The sequence below is a fragment of the Actinomadura sp. 3N407 genome (assembly GCF_052245875.1).
GTDB lineage: Bacteria > Actinomycetota > Actinomycetes > Streptosporangiales > Streptosporangiaceae > Spirillospora.
This window is the reverse complement of sequence record NZ_JBQQBP010000004.1, coordinates 266,537-288,967: the sequence shown is the minus strand read 5'-3', so window position 1 is coordinate 288,967 and position 22,431 is coordinate 266,537. Positions and strand designations below refer to the sequence as shown.

17 protein-coding genes are annotated in these 22,431 nt (G+C 71.5%); 9 read left to right on the top strand and 8 right to left on the bottom strand.

Going from position 1 to position 22,431, the window contains the following annotated elements:
* The first annotated feature begins 17 nt into the window (after positions 1-17).
* The 6 genes from ACTWPP_RS12045 (at position 18) to ACTWPP_RS12020 (ending at position 9,528) form a co-directional block, all read left to right on the top strand.
* On the top strand, positions 18-1,520 hold the full coding sequence (locus tag ACTWPP_RS12045) for a hypothetical protein (protein ID WP_443104278.1): 1,503 nt from the start codon (positions 18-20) through the stop codon (positions 1,518-1,520).
* A 520-nt stretch (positions 1,521-2,040) separates the two neighbouring features.
* Entirely contained in the window at positions 2,041-3,609 is a 1,569-nt protein-coding gene (locus ACTWPP_RS12040; protein ID WP_443104277.1) for a chitinase, read from the top strand.
* Between the two features lie 10 nt (positions 3,610-3,619).
* Complete coding sequence (locus tag ACTWPP_RS12035) at positions 3,620-5,383, top strand: chitinase (protein ID WP_443104276.1); 1,764 nt, start codon at positions 3,620-3,622, stop codon at positions 5,381-5,383.
* Between the two features lie 41 nt (positions 5,384-5,424).
* Positions 5,425-6,288 (top strand): lytic polysaccharide monooxygenase auxiliary activity family 9 protein, encoded by an 864-nt coding sequence (locus tag ACTWPP_RS12030; protein WP_443104275.1) that lies wholly within the window; start codon positions 5,425-5,427, stop codon positions 6,286-6,288.
* A gap of 21 nt (positions 6,289-6,309) precedes the next feature.
* A complete protein-coding gene (locus ACTWPP_RS12025; RefSeq protein ID WP_443104274.1) occupies positions 6,310-6,957 on the top strand; it encodes a DUF305 domain-containing protein in 648 nt (215 codons plus the stop codon).
* A 9-nt stretch (positions 6,958-6,966) separates the two neighbouring features.
* On the top strand, positions 6,967-9,528 hold the full coding sequence (locus ACTWPP_RS12020; RefSeq protein WP_443104273.1) for a glycosyl hydrolase family 18 protein: 2,562 nt from the start codon (positions 6,967-6,969) through the stop codon (positions 9,526-9,528).
* Positions 9,529-9,673: 145 nt separating this feature from the next.
* Here ACTWPP_RS12020 and ACTWPP_RS12015 read toward each other — a convergent pair whose 3' ends face one another.
* Positions 9,674-10,324, bottom strand: coding sequence for a nitroreductase family protein (locus ACTWPP_RS12015; protein ID WP_443104272.1), 651 nt, complete (start codon positions 10,322-10,324; stop codon positions 9,674-9,676).
* Positions 10,325-10,465: 141 nt separating this feature from the next.
* Between ACTWPP_RS12015 and ACTWPP_RS12010 the strand changes: the two genes are divergently transcribed.
* Entirely contained in the window at positions 10,466-11,011 is a 546-nt protein-coding gene (locus ACTWPP_RS12010; RefSeq protein ID WP_443104271.1) for a NuoB/complex I 20 kDa subunit family protein, read from the top strand.
* A 61-nt stretch (positions 11,012-11,072) separates the two neighbouring features.
* Here ACTWPP_RS12010 and ACTWPP_RS12005 read toward each other — a convergent pair whose 3' ends face one another.
* The gene (locus ACTWPP_RS12005) at positions 11,073-11,690 is read right to left on the bottom strand and encodes a TetR/AcrR family transcriptional regulator (protein WP_443104270.1); all 618 of its coding nucleotides are present in this window, start codon (positions 11,688-11,690) and stop codon (positions 11,073-11,075) included.
* A 103-nt stretch (positions 11,691-11,793) separates the two neighbouring features.
* On the opposite strand from ACTWPP_RS12005, the gene ACTWPP_RS12000 reads away from it, so the two are divergent.
* Both ACTWPP_RS12000 and ACTWPP_RS11995 read left to right on the top strand, forming a co-directional pair.
* Complete coding sequence (locus tag ACTWPP_RS12000) at positions 11,794-13,065, top strand: acyltransferase family protein (protein ID WP_443104269.1); 1,272 nt, start codon at positions 11,794-11,796, stop codon at positions 13,063-13,065.
* Between the two features lie 54 nt (positions 13,066-13,119).
* A complete protein-coding gene (locus ACTWPP_RS11995; protein ID WP_443104268.1) occupies positions 13,120-15,276 on the top strand; it encodes a hypothetical protein in 2,157 nt (718 codons plus the stop codon).
* Positions 15,277-15,400: 124 nt separating this feature from the next.
* On the opposite strand, the gene ACTWPP_RS11990 is transcribed toward ACTWPP_RS11995, so the two are convergent.
* Genes ACTWPP_RS11990 through ACTWPP_RS11965 form a run of 6 tightly spaced genes read right to left on the bottom strand, consistent with a single transcriptional unit; the run spans position 15,401 to position 22,400 of the window.
* The gene (locus ACTWPP_RS11990) at positions 15,401-16,093 is read right to left on the bottom strand and encodes a vWA domain-containing protein (RefSeq protein WP_443104267.1); all 693 of its coding nucleotides are present in this window, start codon (positions 16,091-16,093) and stop codon (positions 15,401-15,403) included.
* Between the two features lie 38 nt (positions 16,094-16,131).
* Positions 16,132-17,307 (bottom strand): hypothetical protein, encoded by a 1,176-nt coding sequence (locus ACTWPP_RS11985; RefSeq protein ID WP_443104266.1) that lies wholly within the window; start codon positions 17,305-17,307, stop codon positions 16,132-16,134.
* Positions 17,304-18,191, bottom strand: a complete 888-nt coding sequence (locus ACTWPP_RS11980; RefSeq protein WP_443104265.1) for a protein phosphatase 2C domain-containing protein — start codon at positions 18,189-18,191, stop codon at positions 17,304-17,306. Before ACTWPP_RS11980 ends, ACTWPP_RS11985 begins: the two co-directional genes overlap by 4 nt.
* The gene (locus ACTWPP_RS11975) at positions 18,179-19,417 is read right to left on the bottom strand and encodes a hypothetical protein (RefSeq protein ID WP_443104264.1); all 1,239 of its coding nucleotides are present in this window, start codon (positions 19,415-19,417) and stop codon (positions 18,179-18,181) included. The genes ACTWPP_RS11980 and ACTWPP_RS11975 overlap by 13 nt, the downstream gene beginning before the upstream one ends.
* A gap of 5 nt (positions 19,418-19,422) precedes the next feature.
* Positions 19,423-21,657, bottom strand: a complete 2,235-nt coding sequence (locus ACTWPP_RS11970) for a hypothetical protein (protein ID WP_443104263.1) — start codon at positions 21,655-21,657, stop codon at positions 19,423-19,425.
* Positions 21,654-22,400 carry a hypothetical protein gene (locus tag ACTWPP_RS11965; RefSeq protein ID WP_443104262.1) on the bottom strand — a complete coding sequence of 249 codons (747 nt, stop codon included), beginning with the start codon at positions 22,398-22,400 and terminating at the stop codon, positions 21,654-21,656. The genes ACTWPP_RS11970 and ACTWPP_RS11965 overlap by 4 nt, the downstream gene beginning before the upstream one ends.
* Positions 22,401-22,431 lie beyond the last annotated feature (31 nt).

Below are 22,431 nucleotides of genomic sequence, written 5' to 3'. Positions count from 1 at the left end.
CATGCGGCTGCGGGAACATGATCGGTATGTCGCGTTTTCGTCACCGTGCCAAGCTTGCCGCGCTGCCCCGCCCGTTGGTGGACGAGGTCGCCGGCGCCCTGTTGACCGCTCTGGAGGAGGTGCCCGTCACCGGCGGCCCCCTCGAAACCGGAGCGGATATCGTCGGCGACGTGCGGCTGGTCGAGGGTGAGCACCTCAGCGCCGGTGCCCTCTATCGGCTCGTGCCTCCGGATATGGAGGACGAATATCCCGACATCGAGGCGCGGGTGGTGTCCTGGGACCGGGCCGGTGAATGCCGCGTCGACGTCAGAAGCGATATCGAGGGGCATGTCGTCAACGCGCGGGTGGAACTGCGCATGGCCGGCGATCGGCTGCATACCGTTCGCATCGAAGGCGACTATCAAGGGCCGGGGCGGTGGTTTCTTCGTGTGCTTCAGCGCGCGGAGTGGAAAGGTGAGGCGCTGTTCGAGGAATGGTGGTCGGTGTTGGGCCGCCGCACATCTCCTATTTCACTGAGTGTCAGGCACCCGCTTGCCTTCGGGTCCATCGTGATCGACAGGGGTAAGGACAAGCGCACGCGTTGGACCGGCGAGAGCACCCTGCGGTTCGGTGGACGCGGGATTGCGCGCCCGCTGGCTGCGGTCGGTCTTCTCATCATGCGCGGCCGCGTCCGCCGCATGCTGCGCGATGCTTTCGGCAGAGCCGAGGCCGCGTGGAATGCCGAAGTGCCCGGAATGGTTGAGCGCGGGCTGCGGGAGCGCGTCACCCTGCGGCATCAGGTGGAGGTCGAGGCCGTCACCCGCGAATGGGCCGAGAAGTATGTGGCGTCCCTTCATCAGGGAGTTGAGGGGCTGCGCTTCAAAAAGCGCCGGCTTTCCGGTGAGGCCGTCGACATCCGCCTTCTCGAGGGCAAGCACATTGAGGTCGGCGCACGCTACCGCGTCGCCTATGCGGAGGACGAGGTCGAGCCGCTGGACGTGAACGTCGCCGCCTGGGATGTCGCCGGCCTCAGCCGTATCGAGTTCGCCAGCCCGGACGAGGTTCAGGCGGGATGGGCCGAACTCGACAGCGCGCAGAAACCCATCGTCGTCCGTGGTGCCGTTGCCGGTGAGTTCGACCATTACGAGCAGCTCAGTTGTGCGGGCGAGGGGAATCTCGAGCGCTGGTGGGCGAGCACCGGCGGCTCCGGCGGGGAGGATCCGGCCTTCACCGCGATCGCCGAGCATCCGCTGGGCGAGGGAACCCTCGCGATCTCGGTGTCCCCGGCGAAGGGCGGCCGGTGGACGGTGGACTTGACCGCGACCGTCGAGGGTCGCGCGTGGGCGCGTCCACTGGTGGCCGTCGCCGGTCTGATCAGCGCCGCCGTGCTGAACGACCCGTTCCAGTGGACGGCCGACCATGCGGCCGAGGACTGGAACCGCGTGATCCCCGCGGCCACCGCGTCCGATCCCCAGGACGCCGCCGAGGCGACTCTCCGCAGGCTCCTCGACGGGCCCGCGGACGACGCCGGAACCGACTAGGACGATCACGTCCGGCACACGAAACCCGGCGGCGCCGGCGAAACCGATGTGAAGGTGGACCGTGGACGTCGCCGCGGCCGTTGAGGGCCGCGCGTGGGCGCGTCCGCTGGTCGCCGTCGCCGGCGGGTCCACTGGGATCGGTCCGCGGGGCGCTGCCGCCGCCACCTCCGGAGAGTCCTCAACGAACCCGCGAACGATTTCTGACCGGCTCGGGTGGTGGCCGTCCATTGGGTTGGGCGGGTGCTGAGCGCAGTGTGCGCTGCTGAACGCCAATTGTCGGATACTGCCGTTCCAAGGCGGTTTCTTCGGCTATGAGTGCCGATATTCTCGGCCGTTCCCGCTGGTTCGGCGTTCAAGCTGGGGTGGTTGCCCGGCGCCACCGTCCCCGTACGGGACGAAGGGTTGCCCAGGTCACGGCCGCTGGTTACGGTGCAGTCAAACTTATAGGAAACCTTCCTAACGATTAGATCGACTCGGGGATTCGGGGGAATCTGCCGGCTTCCTATCGATGGAGTGAGACTTGCGCCCCCGCTCTCTTCTCAGCGTCCTCGCCGTCCTCCTGATCGCGCTGGTCGCGCCGCCGGGCGCCCGCGCCAACGCCGACGTCCCGTCCGCGACGTTCAGCAAGACCTCCGACTGGGGGTCCGGCTGGGAGGGACGGTTCACGCTCACCAACGGGTCCGGCTCGGCGGTCAACGGCTGGCGGGTCGAGTTCGACCTGCCGGCCGGGACGTCGATCGGCTCCTTCTGGGACGCCCTGCTGACCAAGGACGGCCAGCACCAGACCTTCGAGAACCGCGGTTACAACGGCACCATCCCGGCGGGCGGGTCGGTCACGTTCGGTTTCCTCGGGAACGGTCCCGGGAGCCCGGAGAACTGCACCTTCAACGGGGAGCCCTGCGCGGGCGGCCCGGATGAACCCGGCGGGCTGGGCAAACCCGGCACACCGGACGTCACCGCGCGGACCGACTCCTCGCTGACCCTGTCGTGGGAGGCGAGCACCGGCGCACCCACCGGATACCGCGTCTACGAAGGCGGCGACCTGCGGGCGACCGTCGGCGGCACCACCGCCACGATCTCCGGCCTCGCCGCGTGCTCGACGCACACCTACACGGTCAAGGCGTACGACGACGGCGGCGAGTCGCCCGCCAGCGCGGCCGTGACCGGAACGACCGGCGGATGCGCGACAGGGCCGCTTCCCAGGCACTTCCTGACCGGTTACTGGCACGACTTCGTGAACCCGGCGGAGGAGCTGAAGCTCTCGCAGGTACCGGACGAGTACGACCTCATCGCCGTGGCGTTCGGTGAGGCGACGGCCCGTCCGGGCGAGGTCACGTTCCGGGTCGACCCCGGACTGTCGGACGCGCTGGGCGGCTACACCGACGCGCAGTTCAAGGCGGATGTGGCCGCGCTCCAGGCCGAGGGCAAGAAGGTCATCATCTCCGTCGGGGGCGAGAAGGGCGCCATCCGGGTCTCGGACGCGAGCTCCGCTCGGCTCTTCGCCGACTCCGTGTACGGGCTGATGACCGAGTACGGGTTCGACGGGGTCGACATCGACCTGGAGAACGGCCTCAACCCGACCTACATGGAGCAGGCGCTCCGGGCCCTGCGCGCCGAGACGGGCGCGGGGCTGATCATCACGATGGCCCCGCAGACGCTGGACATGCAGTCCACCGGCGGCTCGTACTTCCAGCTCGCGCTCGGCATCAAGGACATCCTCACCGTCGTCCACATGCAGTACTACAACTCGGGCACCATGCTCGGCTGCGACCAGCAGGTGTACGGCCAGGGGACGGTCGACTTCATGACCGCGCTGGCCTGCATCCAGCTCGAGAACGGCCTGCGTCCCGACCAGGTCGCGCTGGGGCTACCGGCGGGTCCGGGCGCGGCGGGCGGCGGCGTGGTCGCGCCGTCGATGGTCAACGACGCCCTGGACTGCCTGGCCAGGGGCACCGGATGCGGGTCGTTCACCCCGGCCCGGACCTATCCCGACATCCGCGGCGCGATGACGTGGTCGATCAACTGGGACGTCACGAACGGCGGCGGCTTCGCCGGGACCGTCGGCCCGCACCTGGACACGCTTCCGTAGAGGGGACGTCATGAAGAGGATCTGGGTCCTGGCGGTCGTCGTCGCCGGGCTGCTGGTCGGGGTCACGGGCCCGGCGCACGCGGAGAACGTGCTGGCCAACCCGGGTTTCGAGAGCGGGTCGCTTTCGGGCTGGTCATGCTCGGGCGGGTCCGTGGTGACCGGCCCGGTGCGGACGGGGTCGTACGCGCTCGCAGGCGGTGCGACGGCGGGCGACACGGGACGGTGCACGCAGACCGTGAACGTCCAGCCCGGCACCGCGTACGAACTGTCCGCGTGGGTGCGCGGCAGCTACGTTTACCTGGGGGTGACCGGCGGGACGTCCACCTGGGCGCCGTCGGCCCCGGACTTCACCGAGTTGTCGGTCTCGTTCACCACCGGCGCGAACCAGACGTCCGCGCAGATCTACCTGCACGGCTGGTACGGCACCGGAACGTACTACGCGGACGACGTCGTCCTGGACGGCCCCGGCGGCGAGCCCCAGCCGGGAGTGCCCGGAGCACCGGGAACGCCCAAGGCGGGGACCGTCACCGACAGCTCCGTCACCCTGTCGTGGACCCCGGCCACCGGAACCGTCACCGGTTACCGCGTCTACGAAGGCTCCGCCGTACGAGCCACCGTGACCGGGACGAGCACCACGATCTCGAACCTGGCGGCGTGCAGTTCACACAGCTACACCGTCGCCGCCTACAACGACGTCGGCGAGTCGTCCAGGTCGGAGCCGGTCAACGCCCGGACGACCGGCTGCACCGACACCGGGCTCCCCAAGCACGCCCTCATCGGCTACCTGCACGCGAGCTTCGCCAACGGCTCCGGCTACGTGCGGATGGCCGACGTCCCGGACGCGTGGGACATCATCGATCTCGCGTTCGGCGAACCGACGTCGCCCACGTCCGGCGACATCCGGTTCACCCGCTGCCCGGTGAGCGAATGCCCGAACGTGGAGAGCGACGCCGAGTTCAGCGCGGCCATCCGCGCCAAGCAGGCGCAGGGCAAGAAGGTGCTGATCTCGATCGGCGGCGCGAACGGCCAGGTCCAGCTCACGTCGGCGGCCGCACGGGACGCGTTCGTCCGGTCGGTGTCGGACATCATCGACCGCTACGGCCTCGACGGCCTCGACATCGACTTCGAAGGCCACTCGCTCTACCTCAACGCCGGTGACACCGACTTCCGCGACCCCACCACCCCGGTGATCGTGAACCTGATCTCCGCGCTGAAGACGCTCAAGGCCGAGTACGGGGACGACTTCGTCCTGACGATGGCGCCCGAGACGTTCTTCGTGCAGGTCGGCCACCAGTTCTACGGCGGTTCGAGCGCCGGCGACAACCGGACGGGCGCCTACCTTCCCGTGATCCACGCGATGCGGGACGACCTGACCGTCCTGCACGTCCAGGACTACAACTCCGGGCCCGTGATGGGACTGGACGGCCAGTACCACACCATGGGCGGCGCCGATTTCCACATCGCGATGACCGACATGGTCAAGGCCGGTTTCCCGGTCGCCGACACCGGTCACACGTTCCCCGGCCTGCGTCCCGACCAGATCGGCGTCGGCCTTCCCGCCGCCGTCAGCGCGGGCAACGGGCACACGCCGCCGGCCCAGGTGCATCAGGCCCTGAACTGCCTGGTCAAAGGCCAGGGATGCGGTTCGTACACGCTCCGCGGCGGCACGTCGCCGGCCCTGCGCGGGCTGATGACCTGGTCGATCAACTGGGACCGCTACTACGGCTGGGAGTTCATGAACAGCCACGAGCCCTTCCTCAACGCCCTGCCCTGAGAGCTTCCCGAGGCGAACCCACCCCCACCGGAAGGAAGTCCATGAGATCCGCCCGCTCGAAGGCCGCCGCCGTGGCGGTCACCGTGCCGGCCGCGTCCGCGCTGGTCGTGCTCGGCACCGCGACCGCCGCCAGTGCGCACGGCACCATGTCCGACCCGCCGAGCCGCGTCTACGTCTGCAAGGACGAGGGGCCGGAGAGCCCCGAATCCGACGCGTGCAAGGCCGCCGTCGCCGCCGGCGGCACCCAGGCGTTCTACGACTGGAACGAGGTGTCGCTGCTGAACGCCGGCGGCCGCCACCGGGAGATCATCCCGGACGGGCAGTTGTGCAGCGCCGGACGGGCGAAGTACCGCGGCCTGGACCTGCGGCGCACCGACTGGCCCGCCGCGCCGATGTCGTCCGGCCCGCAGACGATCACGTACCACGCGACGGCGCCGCACGGAAACAGCAACTTCGAGTTCTACATCACCCGTGACGGCTGGGACCCGTCGCAGCCGTTGCGCTGGTCGGACCTGGTGCACATCCGGACGTTCACCCACCAGAACCCCACCACGTTCACCAGGTGGACGATCAACATCCCGCCGCGGACGGGCAGGCACGTCCTGTACTCGATCTGGCAGCGGGTCGTGGGCAGCGAGGAGGCGTTCTACACCTGCTCGGACGTCGACTTCGGAGGATCGACTCCACCCACCGACCCGCCCACCGACCCGCCCACGGACCCGCCGACCGACCCGCCCACCGACCCGCCGACCGACCCGCCGAGCGGCACCTGGGCCGCGGGGACGGCGTACACCGCGGGCGACCGGGTGACCTACAACGGCGAGACCTACGAGTGCCTGCAGTCGCACACCGCGCTCGCCGGCTGGGAACCCCCGGCCACCGCCGCCCTCTGGCGACACCTCTGATCCCGGGCGGGGCGTGAGGTGATGGAACGCGGCGGGGCGAAGCGCGTGGCGGTGAAGTGCGCGGTACCGGCCATCCTCGCCGCGTGCGTCCTGCTCGTGTTCGTGCAGTGCGGAGCCGCCGGCGGTTCGCCGGACGGCGGCTCCGCCGCGGCGCGGGGCGGGCGCGGGTTCAACGCCACCGACGTGATGTTCCTGCAGATGATGCTCCCGCACCAGGAGCAGGGCGTGAAGCTGGCCCGGCTGGCCGGCCGGCGTCCCGTCCGTCCCGAGGTCGGGACGCTGGCCGCGGCGATCGAGACCACGCAGGTCGCCGAGGCGAAGCGGATGCAGGAGCGGCTGCGCGCATGGCGGCGGCCGCTGCGGGCGCGGGCGCACGAGCACGCGGCGCACGGCGGCATGCCGGAGACCACCGACGCCGAGCTGGCGGCGCTGGAGCGGATGCCGCCGGACCGGTTCGAGCGCGAGTTCCTCAACCTGCTGATCGCCCACCAGGACGACGCCGTCCAGATGGCCCGCCTGGAGACCGGCAAGGGCGAGGACGCGTGGACGCGGCGGCTCGCGGAGCGCGTCGGCCGGTCCAGGTCGGCGCAGATCGAACAGATGCTGGCGATTCTCGGGCCCGATCCCCGGAAGGGCCCCAAACCCCCGGAAGACTCCCCCCGGAAGTAGGTGTTCGGCATGCGCCGACTGATCGGAATCCTGCTCACGTTCACCGTCGTCGCCGCGCTCGCCGTCGCTCCCGCGCGGGCGGCGGAGCGGCTGACGGCGACCTTCAGCCTGTCCGGGACGACCGGAAAGTACGTGGTCAGCAATCCCGGGACGTCCGCCGTCAGCGGTTGGACGCTGGCGTTCGACCTCCCCGAGGGCGTGACCGCGAGCAACCCGCAGAACGCGACGCTCTCCCAGAACGGCACGCGGGTGACGCTGACGCCCGCGTACTACATCGACACCGTTCCCGCCGGCGGGAACACCGAGCCCTACAGCCCGGCGTTCACGCTCAGCTCCGCCGCCCAGCCGGCGAACTGCACGCTGAACGGCGCGAACTGCGACGGCACGGGCGATCCGCCGCCCACAGCGGCGTCCGTCACCGCGACGTACTCCGTCAGCGGGACGCGGGCCAAGTTCGTCGTCGCCAACAACGCCTCCACGACGCTCGACGGCTGGACGATCGTGTTCGACCTGCCGGACGGCGTCACCGCGAGCAACGCCGAGAACGGCTCCGTCAGCCAGGACGGGAACACGGTCACCCTCACCCCCGCCCACTACAACGACACCGTCGCGCCCGGCCGGACCACCGAGCCCTACAGCCCGGCGTTCACGGTCGGCAGGTCGGGCGCGGAGCCGACGAGCTGCCGGATCAACGACGCCAACTGCGACGGTTCCGCCGACGTCCCGCCGGGCGCTCCCGGTGGACTGCGGTCGACGGTGAAGACGACCAGGACCGTGTCCCTCGCCTGGGACGCGGCCGAGCCGGGCAGCCTGCCGATCACCGCGTACGAGGTCTACAACGGCGGTGACCTCGCGACCACGGTGCCGGAGACGAGCGCAACGGTCACGGGTCTCACGCCCAACACCGAGTACACGTTCACGGTGAAGGCCCGCGACCGCAAGGGCAACCTCTCCCCCGCCGGCTCGCCCATCACCGTCACGACCAACGACCCGGCCGACGACACGCAGGCGCCGTCCGTTCCCGGCGGCCTGCGCAGCACGGACCAGGCGTCCGCCAGCATCGACCTCGCGTGGAACGCCTCGTCCGACAACACCGGCGTCGCCAACTACGACGTGCTGGTCGACGGGAAGGTCGCCACGACGGTGACGGGGACGACCGCGACCGTCGCGGGCCTGTCGCCGTCCACCGAGTACACCTTCACCGTCAGGGCCCGCGACCTTTACGACAACATGTCGGCGGCGAGCGCGGCCGTCAAGGTCACCACCGACGACGTGGTCGAGGACGGTTACGCCCGTGTCGGCTACTTCGTCCAGTGGGGCATCTATGGCCGCCAGTACTTCGTGAAGAACCTGGACACGACCGGTAACGCCGCGCGCCTGACCCACATCAACTACGCGTTCGGGAACATCGACCCCGTCAATCTGACATGCCTGCAAGGCGTGACGAAGGGCACCTCGTCCGACCCGCAGGACCCGAACCAGGGTGACGGCGCGGGCGACGCCGAGGCCGACTACGGACGGCCGTTCAGCGCCGCCCAGTCGGTGGACGGGGTCGCCGACACCGGCTGGGAGAAACTGCGCGGCAACTTCAACCAGCTCAAGAAGCTCAAGGCCAAGCACCCGCACCTGAAGGTGCTGATCTCGCTCGGCGGCTGGACGTACTCCAAGTACTTCTCCGACGTCGCCGAGACGGACGCGTCCAGGAAGAAGTTCGTCAAGTCCTGCATCGACATCTACATCAAAGGCAACCTGCCCGAGTACAACGGCGCCGGCGGCCCCGGCGTGGCGGCCGGGATCTTCGACGGCATCGATCTCGACTGGGAGTGGCCCGGCGCCGAGGGACACCCGGGCAACCACGTCAGCCCGGACGACAAGCGCAACAACACGCTGCTCGTCGCCGAGTTCCGCCGGCAGCTGGACGCGCTGACGGGGGAGACCGGCGAGCGCTACCAGCTCACCGCGTTCACCCCCGCCGACCCGGCGAAGATCGAGGCCGGCTGGGAGCTGGGGGAGGTCGCCAAGTACCTGGACATCTTCAACGTCCAGGGCTACGACTTCCACGGCGCGGGCAGCGACGACTCATGGGAGCCCAACCGGACCGGACACCAGGGCAACCTGTACACCGACGTCGACGACCCGTACCCGTTCCACTTCAGCGTCGAGAACGCGGTTCAGACGTATCTCGACGCCGGCGTCGACCCGCGCAAGCTCACGATCGGCCTGGCCTACTACGGCCGGGGCTGGAAGAACGTGACGGACGGCGGCAAGGGCGGCGAATGGCAGGCGGCGCAGGGCGCCGCACCGGGACAGTTCCAGGAGGAGGCCGGGACGCGCGGCTACAGCAACCTGATCTCCAGCCTGCCCGGTTGCCGGATCGCCCACGACGAACAGGCGGTCGCCACGTCCTGCTACACCGGCGACAACGGCCAGTGGTGGACGTTCGACGATCCCTGGTCGATCCGCAAGAAGGCCGAGTGGCTCCGAAGCAAGGACCTGCTGGGCGCGATGATCTGGGAGATGTCCGGTGACCCCGGCGTGCTGACCAGGACGCTGGACGAGGAACTGAGCTGACCCCCGTGCGCGGGGCCGGTGCCGCCACTCGCCCGGTACGGCACCGGCCCTGCCCCACGTCCGTGGCGCCGGGCAGGGGCGGACGGGTGCGCCATCCCGGGCTTCAATCAAGCCATTGAATGCTGGCACAATAGTCCGGCGCCGATCACCAGCGATCGAGATGCAGCACCTCGTCCAGCGGGACGCGCGAGGCGGGACGGAAGGTGTCGCCCGTGTAGTAGGCGGTCGGGATGAGCGCGCCCTGCCGCACGTTCTCGGGCAGGCCGAGCAGTTCCGCCACTTCGCTCTCGTACGTGAGGTGCAGCGACGTCCACGCGGTGCCGAGTCCGCGTGCCCGCGCAGCGAGGGCGTAGTTCCACGCGGCGGGCAGCAGCGAGCCCCACAGGCCGGCCTGGTTGCCGGCGGGGAGGTGCCCGCCGTGCAGCCACAGGCACGGGATCACCAGGACGGGCACGTCCCCCATGCGCTCGGCCAGGTAGGCGGCGCTGTCGCCGACACGGCGCTGCACTTCGGCGCGTTCGGGGTCGTTCTGGTAGAGCGTGGCGGCGGTGCCACCGGACTGGGCGTAGGAGGCGAACGCGCGCCCGTAGTACTCGCCGATCGCCGCGCGGATCTCCGGGTCGGTGACGACGATCCACTGCCAGCCCTGCCGGTTGCTCCCGCTCGGTGCCTGCAGCGCGATCTCCAGGCATTCGCGGACGAGTTCCAAGGGCACGGGCCGCTCCAGGTCGAGGCGTTTGCGCACCGTGCGGGTCGTGGTCAGCAGTTCGTCGGGGCCGAGCGGCAGTGTCGTCATGATTTCCATGGTGCCCCAGCCGCCTTCCCGTCCGCCCGGCCACCCCCCGGCGGCACCGCCGGCACAGTTTGGACCATGTGGTCCATTTCACAGGCATAAGTATTTGGACCAGGTGGTCCACTCATCGGTATCGTCGCCCTCATGGGACTTGAGGAACAGCTTCCCAGCGGCTTTCTGCTGACCACCGTGGAGAAGTTCGCGGGCTGGGCGCGCTCCAGTTCGCTGTGGCCGATGACCTTCGGCCTGGCCTGCTGCTCGATCGAGTTGATGGACGTCGGCATGCCGCGCCACGACTTCTCCCGCTGGGGCATGGAACGCGCGTCGGCCACTCCCCGGCAGGCCGACCTGATGATCGTCGCGGGCCGGGTGAGCCAGAAGATGGCGCCCGTGCTGCGGCGCCTCCACGACCAGATGACCGAACCGAAATGGGTCATCGCGATGGGCGTGTGCGCCTCGTCCGGCGGCATGTTCAACAACTACGCGGTGGTGCAGGGCGTCGACCACGTCGTGCCGGTGGACTTCTACGTCCCCGGCTGCCCGCCCCGGCCCGAAATGCTTCTGGACGCGGTCCTCAAGCTGCACGACCAGATCCAGAACGGCACTCTCGGCGCCGACCGGAAGGCCGAGATCGCCGAACTGGAGGAACGGGCCGTTTCGCACCGGCGACCGTCGAGGATCGACGCGTAGCGGCGGCCGTCGAACGCCAGCGCGTACTGGCGGCCGTCGAGGGGGCGGCGTGCGGCGGCCCTCAGGGAGCGGTGAGGAGTCCGCGGAGCAGGTCGATCTGCAGGTGCGCGAGCCGCCGCCCCTCCGCCATGTCGGTCTCCTTGAGATGCCGGAGCGCCCACGCGTTGATCGTCCACAGCGTCGCGAGGGTCAGTTCGCCCTGCAGGGACGGGGGCATGTCGTCGCGGACGGCGCCCGCCAGGCGCCCGGCGGCGAGCGCCCGGCCGAGCCACTCGTCGATCCCGCGCTTGACCCTGGCGAGGGAGCCGTCGTCGCCGGCCGGCGCGTCCGGGACGTAGAACAGCCGCCAGAAGTCGATGAGCCGGCAGTCCACCGCGGCGGCGCCCATCAGGTCGTCCGACATCCGGGCGACCTCGTCCCAGAAGCCGGGGACGGCGAGCGAGTCCGGATCGGGCACCTTCACGGCCTCGCGCAGTTCCTCCACGAGCCCGGTCACGACCGCGTCGAACAGCGCCTCTTTCGATTCGAAGTAGTGGTAGAAGGAGCTCTTGCTCATTCCGCAGGATCGAATGATGCGGTTCAGCGACGCGTGGCCGAACCCGTGGCGCACGAACTCCCGCATTGCGAGATCGAGCAGTTCGCGGCGCCGTCCGGGCGGCAGCACGGCTTTGGATCCCACCCGAAAAGCATAGCCGGGGCGCCCGGACGTCACACGGCGCCGGGGTGTGGGTGATCTTGTTGGTTCGGCCGCGCCATCGTTCTGATCCACCTAGTCTGTCGGAATGGTTGCGGCTTCGGGTGTTTCCCCCTCTGCGTCCCGTCTTGGGTGGCTTGACGCGCTTCGCGGAGGGGCGGCCCTGGCGGTCGCACTGCATCACGCGAGCTATGTGTACCTGCCCTCACTACGGACGCGATTGGCCGACTGGTTCGACCCCGGCATGTACGGGGTGTTCGTGTTCTTCCTGGTCAGCGGATACATCGTGCCGGCGTCACTGGAGCGGCGCGGAAGCGTGCGGGGCTTCTGGATCGGGCGGTTCTTCCGCATCTATCCGCTGTTGGCCGTCGCGTGCATGCTGGCCGTGCTCCCGTTCCTGCTGGGCGTGCTCGGGCTGCGCGCGGGCCTGGAGCGCTACTCCCCCGCGACCGCCGTCCTGGCGCACCTCACCATGCTGCAGGACCTCCTGGACGTCCCCAACGTGATGAACGTGCTGTGGACGCTGTCGTACGAGATGGCGTTCTACCTGCTGATCGTCGCGCTGTTCGTGGTGGGCGGGCACCGCCGGTCGGCGCCGGTCGCCGCCGTCCTCACCGTGGTCGCGCTGGTCGCCGTCGCGCTGACGGCGAGCGGGCTGCTGACGGGCGCGTACGCGCCGTCCGCCCTGCTGTCGCGGACGGCGGGGACCGGCCCGGTGGTCGCGGTGACCACGGCCGCCCTGATCGTCGCGGTCGCGGCGGCGATGTCGAAGCGTCCCGCGCCGCGCGTGGCGGGCGGGCTGCTCGGCGGGCTGCTCGCCCTCGTGCTGGTGACGCTGAACGGCCGCGTCGGCGCGTGGGAGGGCGTGCTCATGCTGGCGATCATGTTCATGGGGACGGCCGTCCACCGCGCCGAGCACGGCCAGATCACCCGGCGCGCGGCCGCCGTGACCGCGGTCGTCGTCCTGGCGGGGGCGGTCGCCGCCGGGACATGGCATGCCGCGCCCTACGGGCGGCCCGCGCAGCTCGTCTGGTGCGGGGCGCTCGTGCTGGCGGCGGTCACGTTCGCGGCGGCGTGGCGGCTCCGGGAACGGCGGTTCCCCCGCTGGGCGACCGGCCTCGGAACGATCAGCTTCTCGGTGTACCTGCTGCATCCGCTGCTGCTGATGGTGGCGGCGCAGTTCCTCGGCATCTCCGGGCGGGAGGACGTGGTGGGCCTCGCGTTCTTCCTCCTGGTGCTGCTGGCGGTGAGCTGGGCGTCGCATCGCTGGATCGAGGCGCCCGCCCAACGTCTGGGACGCCGTTTCGCGCGCCCCGCCCCGACGGGCACGAGGACGCAGCCGCAGGTGCTCACCCCGTGATCGCGCTGAATTAACCGTGTGCGCGGGTCCGGGGCGTCCTGCGACCATGGCGCGGTGAAAATCTGGCTTGCGGAACTGATCGTCCGGCACACGCACCGCATCCCCGCGCCCGAGGGGACCCCGGGGGACGGGGCGGCGGCGGCGCGGCAGTTCGACTCGGCGCTGATGTCGGCCGGGTTCAAGCTGTCACGGGACGTCATGGCGGCGCTGTCGGGCCTGTCGGAGGAGACCGTCCTCGGGGTCGCGCGGCGCACGCTCCCGGTCGTCCGGGAGATCGCGGGCGACCACGTCCGGCACAACGTGTACTTCCGGGACTTCCCCCGCAACGTGCCCGACACCATGGACTTCTGGGCGGGCCTCCTCCGCGAGACGCTCCTCGACCCGGTGGCCGCGCCCGCCGCGATCGGGCCGCTGCGGGGCGGCGTCCTGAACCTGCTCGCGCTCGTCGGCTACGGCACCTACCGGCACGGCTACGAGGAGATGCTCGAAGCGCACGACGAGCTGATCGCCGGGGCCGGCGACCGGGTGACGGTGCTGCACCTGGGCCGCGGGCTCGCGGAGGAGAGCGAGCGGCTCTACCTGCGGCTCGCCGGCAGCGCCACGCCGCTCAACGAGGACGGCCTCGGGGCGCTGGGCATGCTGGCCGAGCACTACGCGTCCGGCCCGCATCCTGAGCGCATCCCCGTCCGGGAGAACCGCGCCGTCATCAACGAGGTGCGCCTGGCGATCGGCGAGGATCTGCTCGTCGACACCATCACCGACGTGCTGCGCCTGGCGTGCGCGCTGTCGGGCGGTGACGTGACCCTTCAGGAGCCGACCCGGTTCGTGTCGATGCCGCGTCCGATGCGGCGGTCGCTGCTCGCCGCCCTCGACGGCGTGGTGAGCGCCGACCCGGGCAAGCTCGGGGACGTTGCCGCCCGGCAGGAGCCGTGGAAGCGGCTCGGCGAGCGGCTCCACCCGCACGAGTACCCGGAGTGGGCGCGGGCGGCGGACGTGTTCGCGGTCGCGCGCGGCGAGAAGAAGGCGCCGTCGTTCGCGGCACGGATCGAGGCGCGGCTCGCGTCCGGGGACGTGGCCGGCGCCGCGCACGTGGCGAAGGGCGCGCCCGGGATGCTGTTCCGGTCGCTGGACCGCCTGCTGCGCACCGCGCCGGACGCGCAGGACGCCGTCCTGGAAGCGGCGGAGTCGGTGGCTGGCCGGGTGTCCGGCCGGGTTCTGCTGTCGGTGCGGGAGCATCTGCTCAACCGCGCCGGAGCGGCCGGGCGGACGCGGCTGTTCGCCAACCGTCTCGGCCGCGGCGCGACGGCGCCCGACACGCGGGCGCCCCTCGACCCCGAGGTCGTGGCGCGGCTCTCGGCGTTCCTGGACGGGGAGATCCGCGGGCGGCTCCCGTCCGCCGGGCATCTGGTCGTCGACCCCGACGCGCTCGACATCGCGCTGCCGCTCAGCGGGAAGGCGACCGGAGACGGTCTCGGTGTCCTTCCCCGTGGATCGGTGTCGCCCATCAGCGGTGAACTGCTGCGGTTCTTCGTCCATTGGCGGCAGCGTGAGCGCAGGACCGACTTCGACCTTTCGGCGCTCATGCTCGACGAGAACTACCGCGATCCGAAATGGCTGGCGTTCACGAATCTCACCACCACCGGGGGAGAGCATTCCGGTGACATCACCGACGCCCCCGCGGGCGCCTCGGAGTTCATCAACCTGTCCCTGCGGCACGTCACCTCACGCTTCGTCATCCCGCAGGTGAACATCTATTCCGGTGAGGGATTCGAGGAGGTCGAGGAGTCGTTCTTCGGGTTCATGCTGCGCGACGGCGAGCAGAAGGGCCGTCCGTTCGAGGCGCGCACCGTCCGGATGAAGTCCGACCTGCGCGGTCCCGGGCGGGTCGCGCTGCCGATGGTGTTCATGCGCGGAGACGACGGCCGGTGGCGCGCCAAGTGGCTGCACCTGCACCTCAAGGGCGGGCTGGAGTTCAACCAGGTGGAGGGCAACCGGGTGACGACCTCGAACCTGGTGCGCGGCATCGTGGAACGCCGCTTCCTCACGGTCGGTTTCCTGACGGACCTCATCGACGCCGAGAAGACGAGCCGCTGGGACGGAAACGTCCCTGACGGCCCCGTCACCTACATCGGCCTTGAGCGTCCCGAGGGCCTCCACGAGGATTCGCGGGTCTTCACCCCGGAAAATCTCGGTGACCTGATCCCGGCCTAGCTGCTACCGTTGTTTCCGCGAGGCCATGAGGGGGCTTCCTTCTCATCCTTCATAGATACCCAGCCCTTTCGCTCTCCTCGCACTTCGCATGACGGGCGCGCCCATCCGGGTGGCGCCCGTCCTGCTATTGCTCGACATATTCCTCGGAAAGCACCCGGTATCCCGCGACCTCGTTCGGGAGCCGCAGTTCGCGGGCCTGGACCGAGGCGACCATGCTGCCCAGCATCCCGTTCATCGCTTCGGGGAGGGCGCTCGTGCCGTCGCCGAGCGCCGGGTCCGCCATGTAGGTCTGGACGGTCGACATGCGGCGCAGGATCTCCTCGACCGCCGCACCGAAGCCGAAGGAGATGATCCGCGGATGCCGCCGCCAGTCCGGGTCGACCAGCGCGCGATGCGGCTTCTGCCACGCGGTTGCCGGGCGGTCGGTCGGCGCTCCGTCGGTCAGCAGGAACACCACCGGGCGCAGGACGCTGTAGCCCTTGTCCTGCAGAAGCGGGACGTCGATGTCGATCCGGTCGCGGAGCAGCTCGAACAGCGGCCCGAAGTTCGTGCCGCCGTGGCAGCGCAGCACCGGCATCCGCCGCATCCGCGTCAGCTCCGTCATCTTGACGACGACGGTCGGCGCGGACGAGAACGTGACGATCGAAAGGTGCACGAACTCGGAGACGCGGGGATTCAGGTACAGTTCTTTCACGATCTTCGCGAGGGTCTCGTTCAGCAGGTCCTCGTGCTTCTGCATCGACTTGGAGACGTCCAGCGCGATATAGGCCGGCATGCCCTTGCCGAGGCCGGGCGCCGGTTCGCCGGGGGTGGTCATGTGTCGTGTCCTCGTTTCGTCGGAGCGGCCGTTTCTCGTCAGGGCAGCAGCGCCGACACGACGCCGCTCAGCAGGAGCAGGACCAGGACGGCCAGGCAGGCGACGATCAGCGGGACGACGAACCGTTCCGCTCCCGCCGGAACCGAGGCGGACAGGTCCCGCTCGAAGGGGTCGTCCTCGATGGACGGCGCGGCCGCGGGCCGCGTCGACCGCACCGGAGCGGCGGGCTGGGGCGGCTGCACCGGGGCGGCGGGCTGGGCGCGCTGTACCGGCCGCACCGGGGCGGCGGGCTGCGCGGGCTCCACTGGCCGCGCCGGGGCGGCGGGCCGTACTGGCCGGGCGTCCAGTTCGCTTTCCAGGAGTTCCAGCAGTTCCTGCGAGCTGGGCCGCAGGTCCGGCGGGTCGTCGAGCGAGCATCGCAGGGCGTCGCCGAACGGGCCGGCGCGCAGCCGCGTCGCCAGCGCGTCCAGGGCGGGGTGCGGGTCTTCGCCGCGGACGCCGGTCAGGACGCGCAGCACGGCCACCGCGATCTTGTAGCGTTCGGTGTGGACGGTGAGGCGCTCCCCGGGCGGCACGGCCGGGTCGTTCCAGGAGTTGCACTCCACCCAGGGCCGGGAAGAGAGGCCGCAGCCGTCCATGTCGATGAGGAAGACGCGGCCCTCCCCCCGCTCCCAGAACAGGTTCGCGTACGACCAGTCCCCGTAGACGACGTCGCGCCGTTCCAGCACGGCGGCGACACGGAGCAGGTTCCGCGCCACGCGGAGGCGTTCCGGCTGGTCCGGGACGGCGAGGTCGCGGGCCTTGTAGAACTCGGGGTCGGTCTGGACGAGCTGGTCCAGGTTGAGCGGGAGCGGCTCGGGCGGCCCGAACGGCGTCCGCACCAGGGTGAAGAACTCCGCGGGCGCCTTCGCCATGACGACCCCGACCGTCGTCCCGTCCGACACGACGCGGCTGACGGGCCAGCAGGTCGCCGCGTCCACGACGGCCAGCTCGTGCGGGGCCATCGAGGCGGGCAGCCCGATCAGGCGGTCCAGGACCTCGGGCGGCTCCTCGGGGAAACCGGGCCGGTACCGCTTGACGAGCCAGCCGGGGTGGGCGGCGCTCTCGTGGACGGCCGCGGACTGGCCGTTCTCCCCGGCGATCCGGGCCCCGGCCGCGGCGACGTCCGCCAGCCGCGTGACCGGCCCGAACGGCCGGTCCGACCAGGCCCTCACCGGTCGCACCAGATCACGACGGCGGTGCGGTCGTCGAGCCGCCCGCGGGCGTCGTAGCCGACGTCGGCCACGAACGAGGCGATGTGCGGGGGCGCGGCCCAGCGTTCGGCGAACCAGGGCGCGGCGCCGTCGGCGAGGGCGTCCCCGATCCCGTCGGTGGTGAGCGCCAGCACCGCCCCCTTCTCCAGGATCAGCTCGGCGGTCTGCGTCCGGTCGGGGTGGAAGGGCAGGAACTCGGTCAGCACGTCCCGGTCGAGGCCCTGCTTGTCGGAGCCGATGAGGCGCGTCCAGCTCGCGCCGGCGCGGACCCACGCCCCGACATCGGCGATCCAGGCGAGCCAGACCCGCCGGCGGCCGTCGGCGGCGGGCTCCACCGGGACGACCACGGCGAGCGCCGCCGCCCGCACGTCGTTCTCCGTGACCTTCTGCTGGGCGGCCATGCCCGACATCTGCCGGGCCGCGTCGAGGAAGAGCGCGGGCCCGTCCAGCGGCGCGCCGCGCCCGAGGTCGGCGCGGAGGCGCCCGATCAGCGCGGTGACGGCGACGTTCGCGCCGAGGTGGGAGCGGCTGCTGTCGGACATCCCGTCGGCGACCGCGACGAGCAGGTACCGCTTGCCCGGGTCGCGGCCGAGCCGGTAGGCGTCCTGCCGGTGCTGGGCGGGTTCGGCGCAGCGGTGCCCCGGCCCGACCAGCGACGCGGCCCGGACGGTCAGCGCCCCGACATCGACCGCGTCGGCGGCGATCCCGGAGATCGCGGGCTCGTCCGGCAGCCGCCACGGTTCCCGCGACTGCCGGGCGCCCGCGCCGAGCGGACGCGGGAAGTCCATCCCCGGGACGCCGGGCCGGGCGGGCGGCGGCGGGCGGCGGCGGCTCAGGAGTCCCACGGCACCGGCCTCCACCCGTCCACGCCGTCCTCGGAGCGTTCCCGCAGCTCCTCCGGCATGACGTCCTCGTCCTCGTCGGTGTCGTCGACGACCCGCGCCGGGATCGCGGGCGGCTCGGCGGGGGCCGCGACGGGGATGTCGCGGGTGCCGAACAGGTCGGTCCGCCCGTCCGGCTGGAACACCCCGGTGATGGGGCCGAGCAGCCGGCGGAGCATCTCGTTGACCTCGGCGGGCTGCATGATGTTCCGCTCGACGGCCCGGTTGAACAGCTCGATGACCCGCTCCTCCCGGATCTCCTCGTGCTTGCGCATGTCCATGATGAGGTCGCCGACGCGGTTGCGGTCCTGCGCCAGGTACAGCAGGAACAGGTCGGAGCTGCTGCGCACGGAGGCGCGCAGCGCACCGACCTCCTCCTCGCTGAGCTGCCGCTCGACGCGGGCGTCGTCGAGCCGTTCCTGCTTGGCGCGGCTGCGCCGGTCGGGGTCGGCGCTGACATAGCAGCGGTGGACGGTGATGCCCTCCGGATACTCGCGGTACTCGGCGCCGAGCTTGTCGGCGAGGGCGGTCTCCATCTCGGAGATCTGCTCGATCCGGTAGCCGTGCCCGACCGACCGCGCGACGGCCAGCAGCCGGGACCGGACGAGCCGGGCGCCGTCGCCGAGGCCCCGCCGCACGACCCGGACCGGGTCGGTCACCGACCACTCCGCCTCCACCGTCACCACGAACCGGGCGGTCTCCGTCCGGCTCGGGACCGAGGCGACGAACGTGTCGGAGCGCAGGGTCGTGTCGACCTCGAACCGCCACTCGTAGCGGGGGCCGCCGAATCCGCCGAACCGGCCGCGCGGCGGCGCGGTGAGATGGACGGCGCGCCCGTCGCGGTCGGAGAAGACGAGGGCGCGGCCGGGCATCGCCGCGCCGGCGGGGGCGCCACGGGCCGGTGTCCGGCTGATGATGACCGGCTCGGACCGGGGCGGCTCCTGCCCTCCCGGCTCCGGCCCTCCCGGCTCCGGCCCTCCGTGCCGCGGGTCCGCGGGCCGCGGATCTTCCGGCCACGGGCCTCCCCGCCGCGGATGTCCCGGCTGCGCACCACCCGGCTGCGGGTATCCCGGCCGCACACCGCCAGGCCGCACACCGCCAGGTGGCGCGCCTCCCGGCTGGGCGTCTCTCGGCTGGGCGTGTTCCATCTGCGCCTCTTCTGGCTGCAGGTCTTCGGCGTCGTCGGCCACCCGGGTCACCTTCCGTTGAGGGCGGTCAGTACTTCGGCGGAGCTGGCCGGGGTCGCGCGGTCGCCCTCGGCCCAGCGGCGGGCCGCGTACCGCAGGCGTCCGGCGGTCAGCCCGTCGGTCGCGATGGCCCGCGCGAGCCGCGCCAGCGAGCGCCGGACGAGCGGCACCCGGTCGGCCGCGCAGGCCCATTCGCGCAGGATGTCCTGGGCGTTCTCCTGGACGACCGCGTCGTTGAGCACCTCCCGCCACAGCGCGGCGATGTCGCGCATCCGGGCGGCGTCCATCGACGCGATGTGCAGCAGGCCGGGCCAGTCGAAGTCGTCGCCCGGCAGCCGCCGCACGAGCTGCGAGGCGGCCGTGAGGAAGGCCAGCCTCCCGGTGACACGGCGGATCTCATCGCCCCCGGACGCCCAGCTCAGCAGCCGCGCCGGCGTCCGCGCGCCGTCCCACTCGGTCTCCCACAGTTCGGTGACGGACTCGCACACCGCGGCCGTGACCATGACGTCGGCGTCGGAGGCGTGTTCCTCCAGGCGGTCCAGCGCGGCGGACGCGTCGCCGTCGCCGGAGCCATCGCCGGACCCGGACTCGTATTCCACCCGCCAGGCGCGGGCGGCGGTGGCGCGCAGCTCGACGGGATCGCGCACCGCGCTCCAGCCGCGCAGCAGTTCCCGGACGGGCTCGCGCAGCGCCGGCCGCTGCGTCACCGTGGCGTGCAGGGCCGCGGCGGCGACCGTCCGGTACCGGCGGTCCCGGTGGCGGGCCATCGGCTCGATCACGAACGCGCGGACCAGTTCGAGCCCGCGGGCGGCGAGGAACCCGGTGGCGACGGCGGTCCGGGTGCGGACGTTCTCCAGCGGATGCTCGGCGCACCAGCGCAGCCAGTCCAGCAGGCGGGGACGCTGCTCGTCGAACTCGCTCCAGAAGTACCCGAGGACCTTCCCCTGCGCGTACGGGTCGAGGTACCGGATCACCTCGGTCGGCGCGGTCGCCCCGTGCCTGAGCCTGACCGTGGACGGCGCGGTCCGTGCGCCGAGGCTGCTCAGCCATTTCCGCTTGGTCGGCTTCAGCGGATCGTCGAGGCCGCGGAGCGAGTCCGCGCGCGGGTTACCGGTCTCCAGGCCGTCCTTCAGTTTCATCGCGGCGAGGGCGACCGTCTCGTACGGCTCGCCATTGAGCACGGCGGCGGACACCGCCATGCATTGCAGGGACAGGCTGTCCAGCCCGGCGAACCAGTCGGCGCGCTGCTCGTCGTCCCGCAGCCGGAGCGCCTGGTCGGCCGTGCGGGCGAGGGGAAGCTCCTGCCGGTGGGCGTGGAGCAGCTCCACGGCGACCGTCCGCGCGTGGCGGGGCGGGCCGTCCTGGGCGAACTGCCCGTCGAGGAGTTCCGGGACGCCGGGCTCGCCGAGCAGGATGGCGGCCTTCGCCGTCCCCAGCTCCAGTGCCAGCAGCCCGCGCACGATCTCCCGGCGGTCATGGACGCGGCCGAGCCGAAGCGTCAGCTCCGCCGCCCGCGGGTCGGTGAGCGGCCGCGCGGCGTCCACCGTGATGACCAGCCGGGCCTTCGCGTCCGCCAGGAGCCCGGCGGCCTTGTCGAGGCCGAACGTGGTGAGCGCGTCCGGCCGTACCGGGTCGCGGTAGACGTATCCGGCCCCCTCGGTGAGGTCCTCGCTCGTCAGCTCGTCCAGCCCGATCGCGGGATCCACGCCGAACAGCCGCCGCTCCGAGCCGCCCCCGCCGAGGACGCACAGCAGGCGGCGCGCCGCGGCGAAACGGCCGGATTCCCGGTCGCCCTGCAGGATCACGACCCGGCGGTCTTGCGCGCGGCGGCACAGCTCGTCGAAGTCCTCGGGGTCGACGAACGCGTGCTCGACCTCCTGGACGTCGCGCGGCCGCAGCGGCGCGACCCGGCCGCGCTGCCCTCCCGGCCCGCCGTAGTAGTGGTTGTGCTGGTCGCGTCCGACGTACCGCTCCGCACGGACGTATCCCGACAGCGCGTCCCGCTCGGTGCCCATCCGCTCCTGGATCGCGCCGCGCTGCCCCCGCTCCTTGAGGACGTTCGCCCAGGACGCGGCCTCTTTCTCTTCCTTTTCCGCTTTCTCCGAGCGGTCGCCGTCCTTGGCCTCCTTGGCGTCCTTGGCGTCCTTGGCATCGTTGACGCCCTTGGCGTCCTTGGCCTCGGGGGGCGCATCGGCCGCCGCCTTGCCGTGCTCCCGCCCGGCCGCCTCGCGCGGATCGCTCATGACCGTTCTCCGTAGTGGTTGTGCACGTCACGCCCGATGACCGTGCCGCGCGGCGCGTAGACCGTCGCCCCGCGGAAGGCGCCGTACGGCGGGGCCTCGGGAGCTTCCTCCGGCGACCTGGACGGCGGCTCGGACGGCGGCGCGTCGGGCGGCTCCTCGCCGAGGTCGAGGGTGTGCGGGTCGGGGCCGCCGGGAAACCAGATCCAGGCGTCCCCGTCGTCCCCCAGGTCCGGCAGCCGCACCCGGCGCAGGGCCTCCGGGTCCAGCGACGTCATGCCCGACTCGATCGAGCCGCGGAACACGAACGCGGACACGATGACGCCCAGGCCGGTGCCCGCCTCGTCCAGTGCCCTCCGCAGCGGCTCGGCGTTGCACAGCCGCGTCACGACCACCGGGGCCGACCCGCTGTACCCGTTGGACGCCTCGGCGGCGGGCCCGTGATGGATGGCGAGCCGCATCCGCGCCCGCGCCTCCCGGCTCGCCACCCGGTTTCCGGCACGTACCTCGGCGTTGAGCTCGCGGACGAACCGGCCGACGAGCACCTCGGCGGAGACGCCGTGCGGAAGCACCATCAGCTTCCCGTCGCCGCTGCTCTGGCCGGACCAATGCCCGGAGTTCAGACCGGCGTTCCCGGCCGCTGAGCGCAGGCACTCGACCAGGTTCGCCTGCAGCACCTTCTGCACGTTCTGCGGCGTGGACCCGTATCCCTGCAGATCCACTGCCATGACAGTCCGGTAGCTCATGTGACGTCCTCGGAATCGGGGGCGACGGCGG

Coding starts and splice junctions, on each gene's coding strand:
- ACTWPP_RS11990 (WP_443104267.1), bottom strand. CDS start 16,093: ATGACCACCCCCGGCGAACCGGCGCCCGGCCTCGGCAAGGGCATGCCG.
- ACTWPP_RS12045 (WP_443104278.1), top strand. CDS start 18: ATGATCGGTATGTCGCGTTTTCGTCACCGTGCCAAGCTTGCCGCGCTG.
- ACTWPP_RS11970 (WP_443104263.1), bottom strand. CDS start 21,657: ATGAGCGATCCGCGCGAGGCGGCCGGGCGGGAGCACGGCAAGGCGGCG.
- ACTWPP_RS12000 (WP_443104269.1), top strand. CDS start 11,794: ATGGTTGCGGCTTCGGGTGTTTCCCCCTCTGCGTCCCGTCTTGGGTGG.
- ACTWPP_RS12015 (WP_443104272.1), bottom strand. CDS start 10,324: ATGACGACACTGCCGCTCGGCCCCGACGAACTGCTGACCACGACCCGC.
- ACTWPP_RS11965 (WP_443104262.1), bottom strand. CDS start 22,400: ATGAGCTACCGGACTGTCATGGCAGTGGATCTGCAGGGATACGGGTCC.
- ACTWPP_RS12035 (WP_443104276.1), top strand. CDS start 3,620: ATGAAGAGGATCTGGGTCCTGGCGGTCGTCGTCGCCGGGCTGCTGGTC.
- ACTWPP_RS12010 (WP_443104271.1), top strand. CDS start 10,466: ATGGGACTTGAGGAACAGCTTCCCAGCGGCTTTCTGCTGACCACCGTG.
- ACTWPP_RS12030 (WP_443104275.1), top strand. CDS start 5,425: ATGAGATCCGCCCGCTCGAAGGCCGCCGCCGTGGCGGTCACCGTGCCG.
- ACTWPP_RS12020 (WP_443104273.1), top strand. CDS start 6,967: ATGCGCCGACTGATCGGAATCCTGCTCACGTTCACCGTCGTCGCCGCG.
- ACTWPP_RS12025 (WP_443104274.1), top strand. CDS start 6,310: ATGGAACGCGGCGGGGCGAAGCGCGTGGCGGTGAAGTGCGCGGTACCG.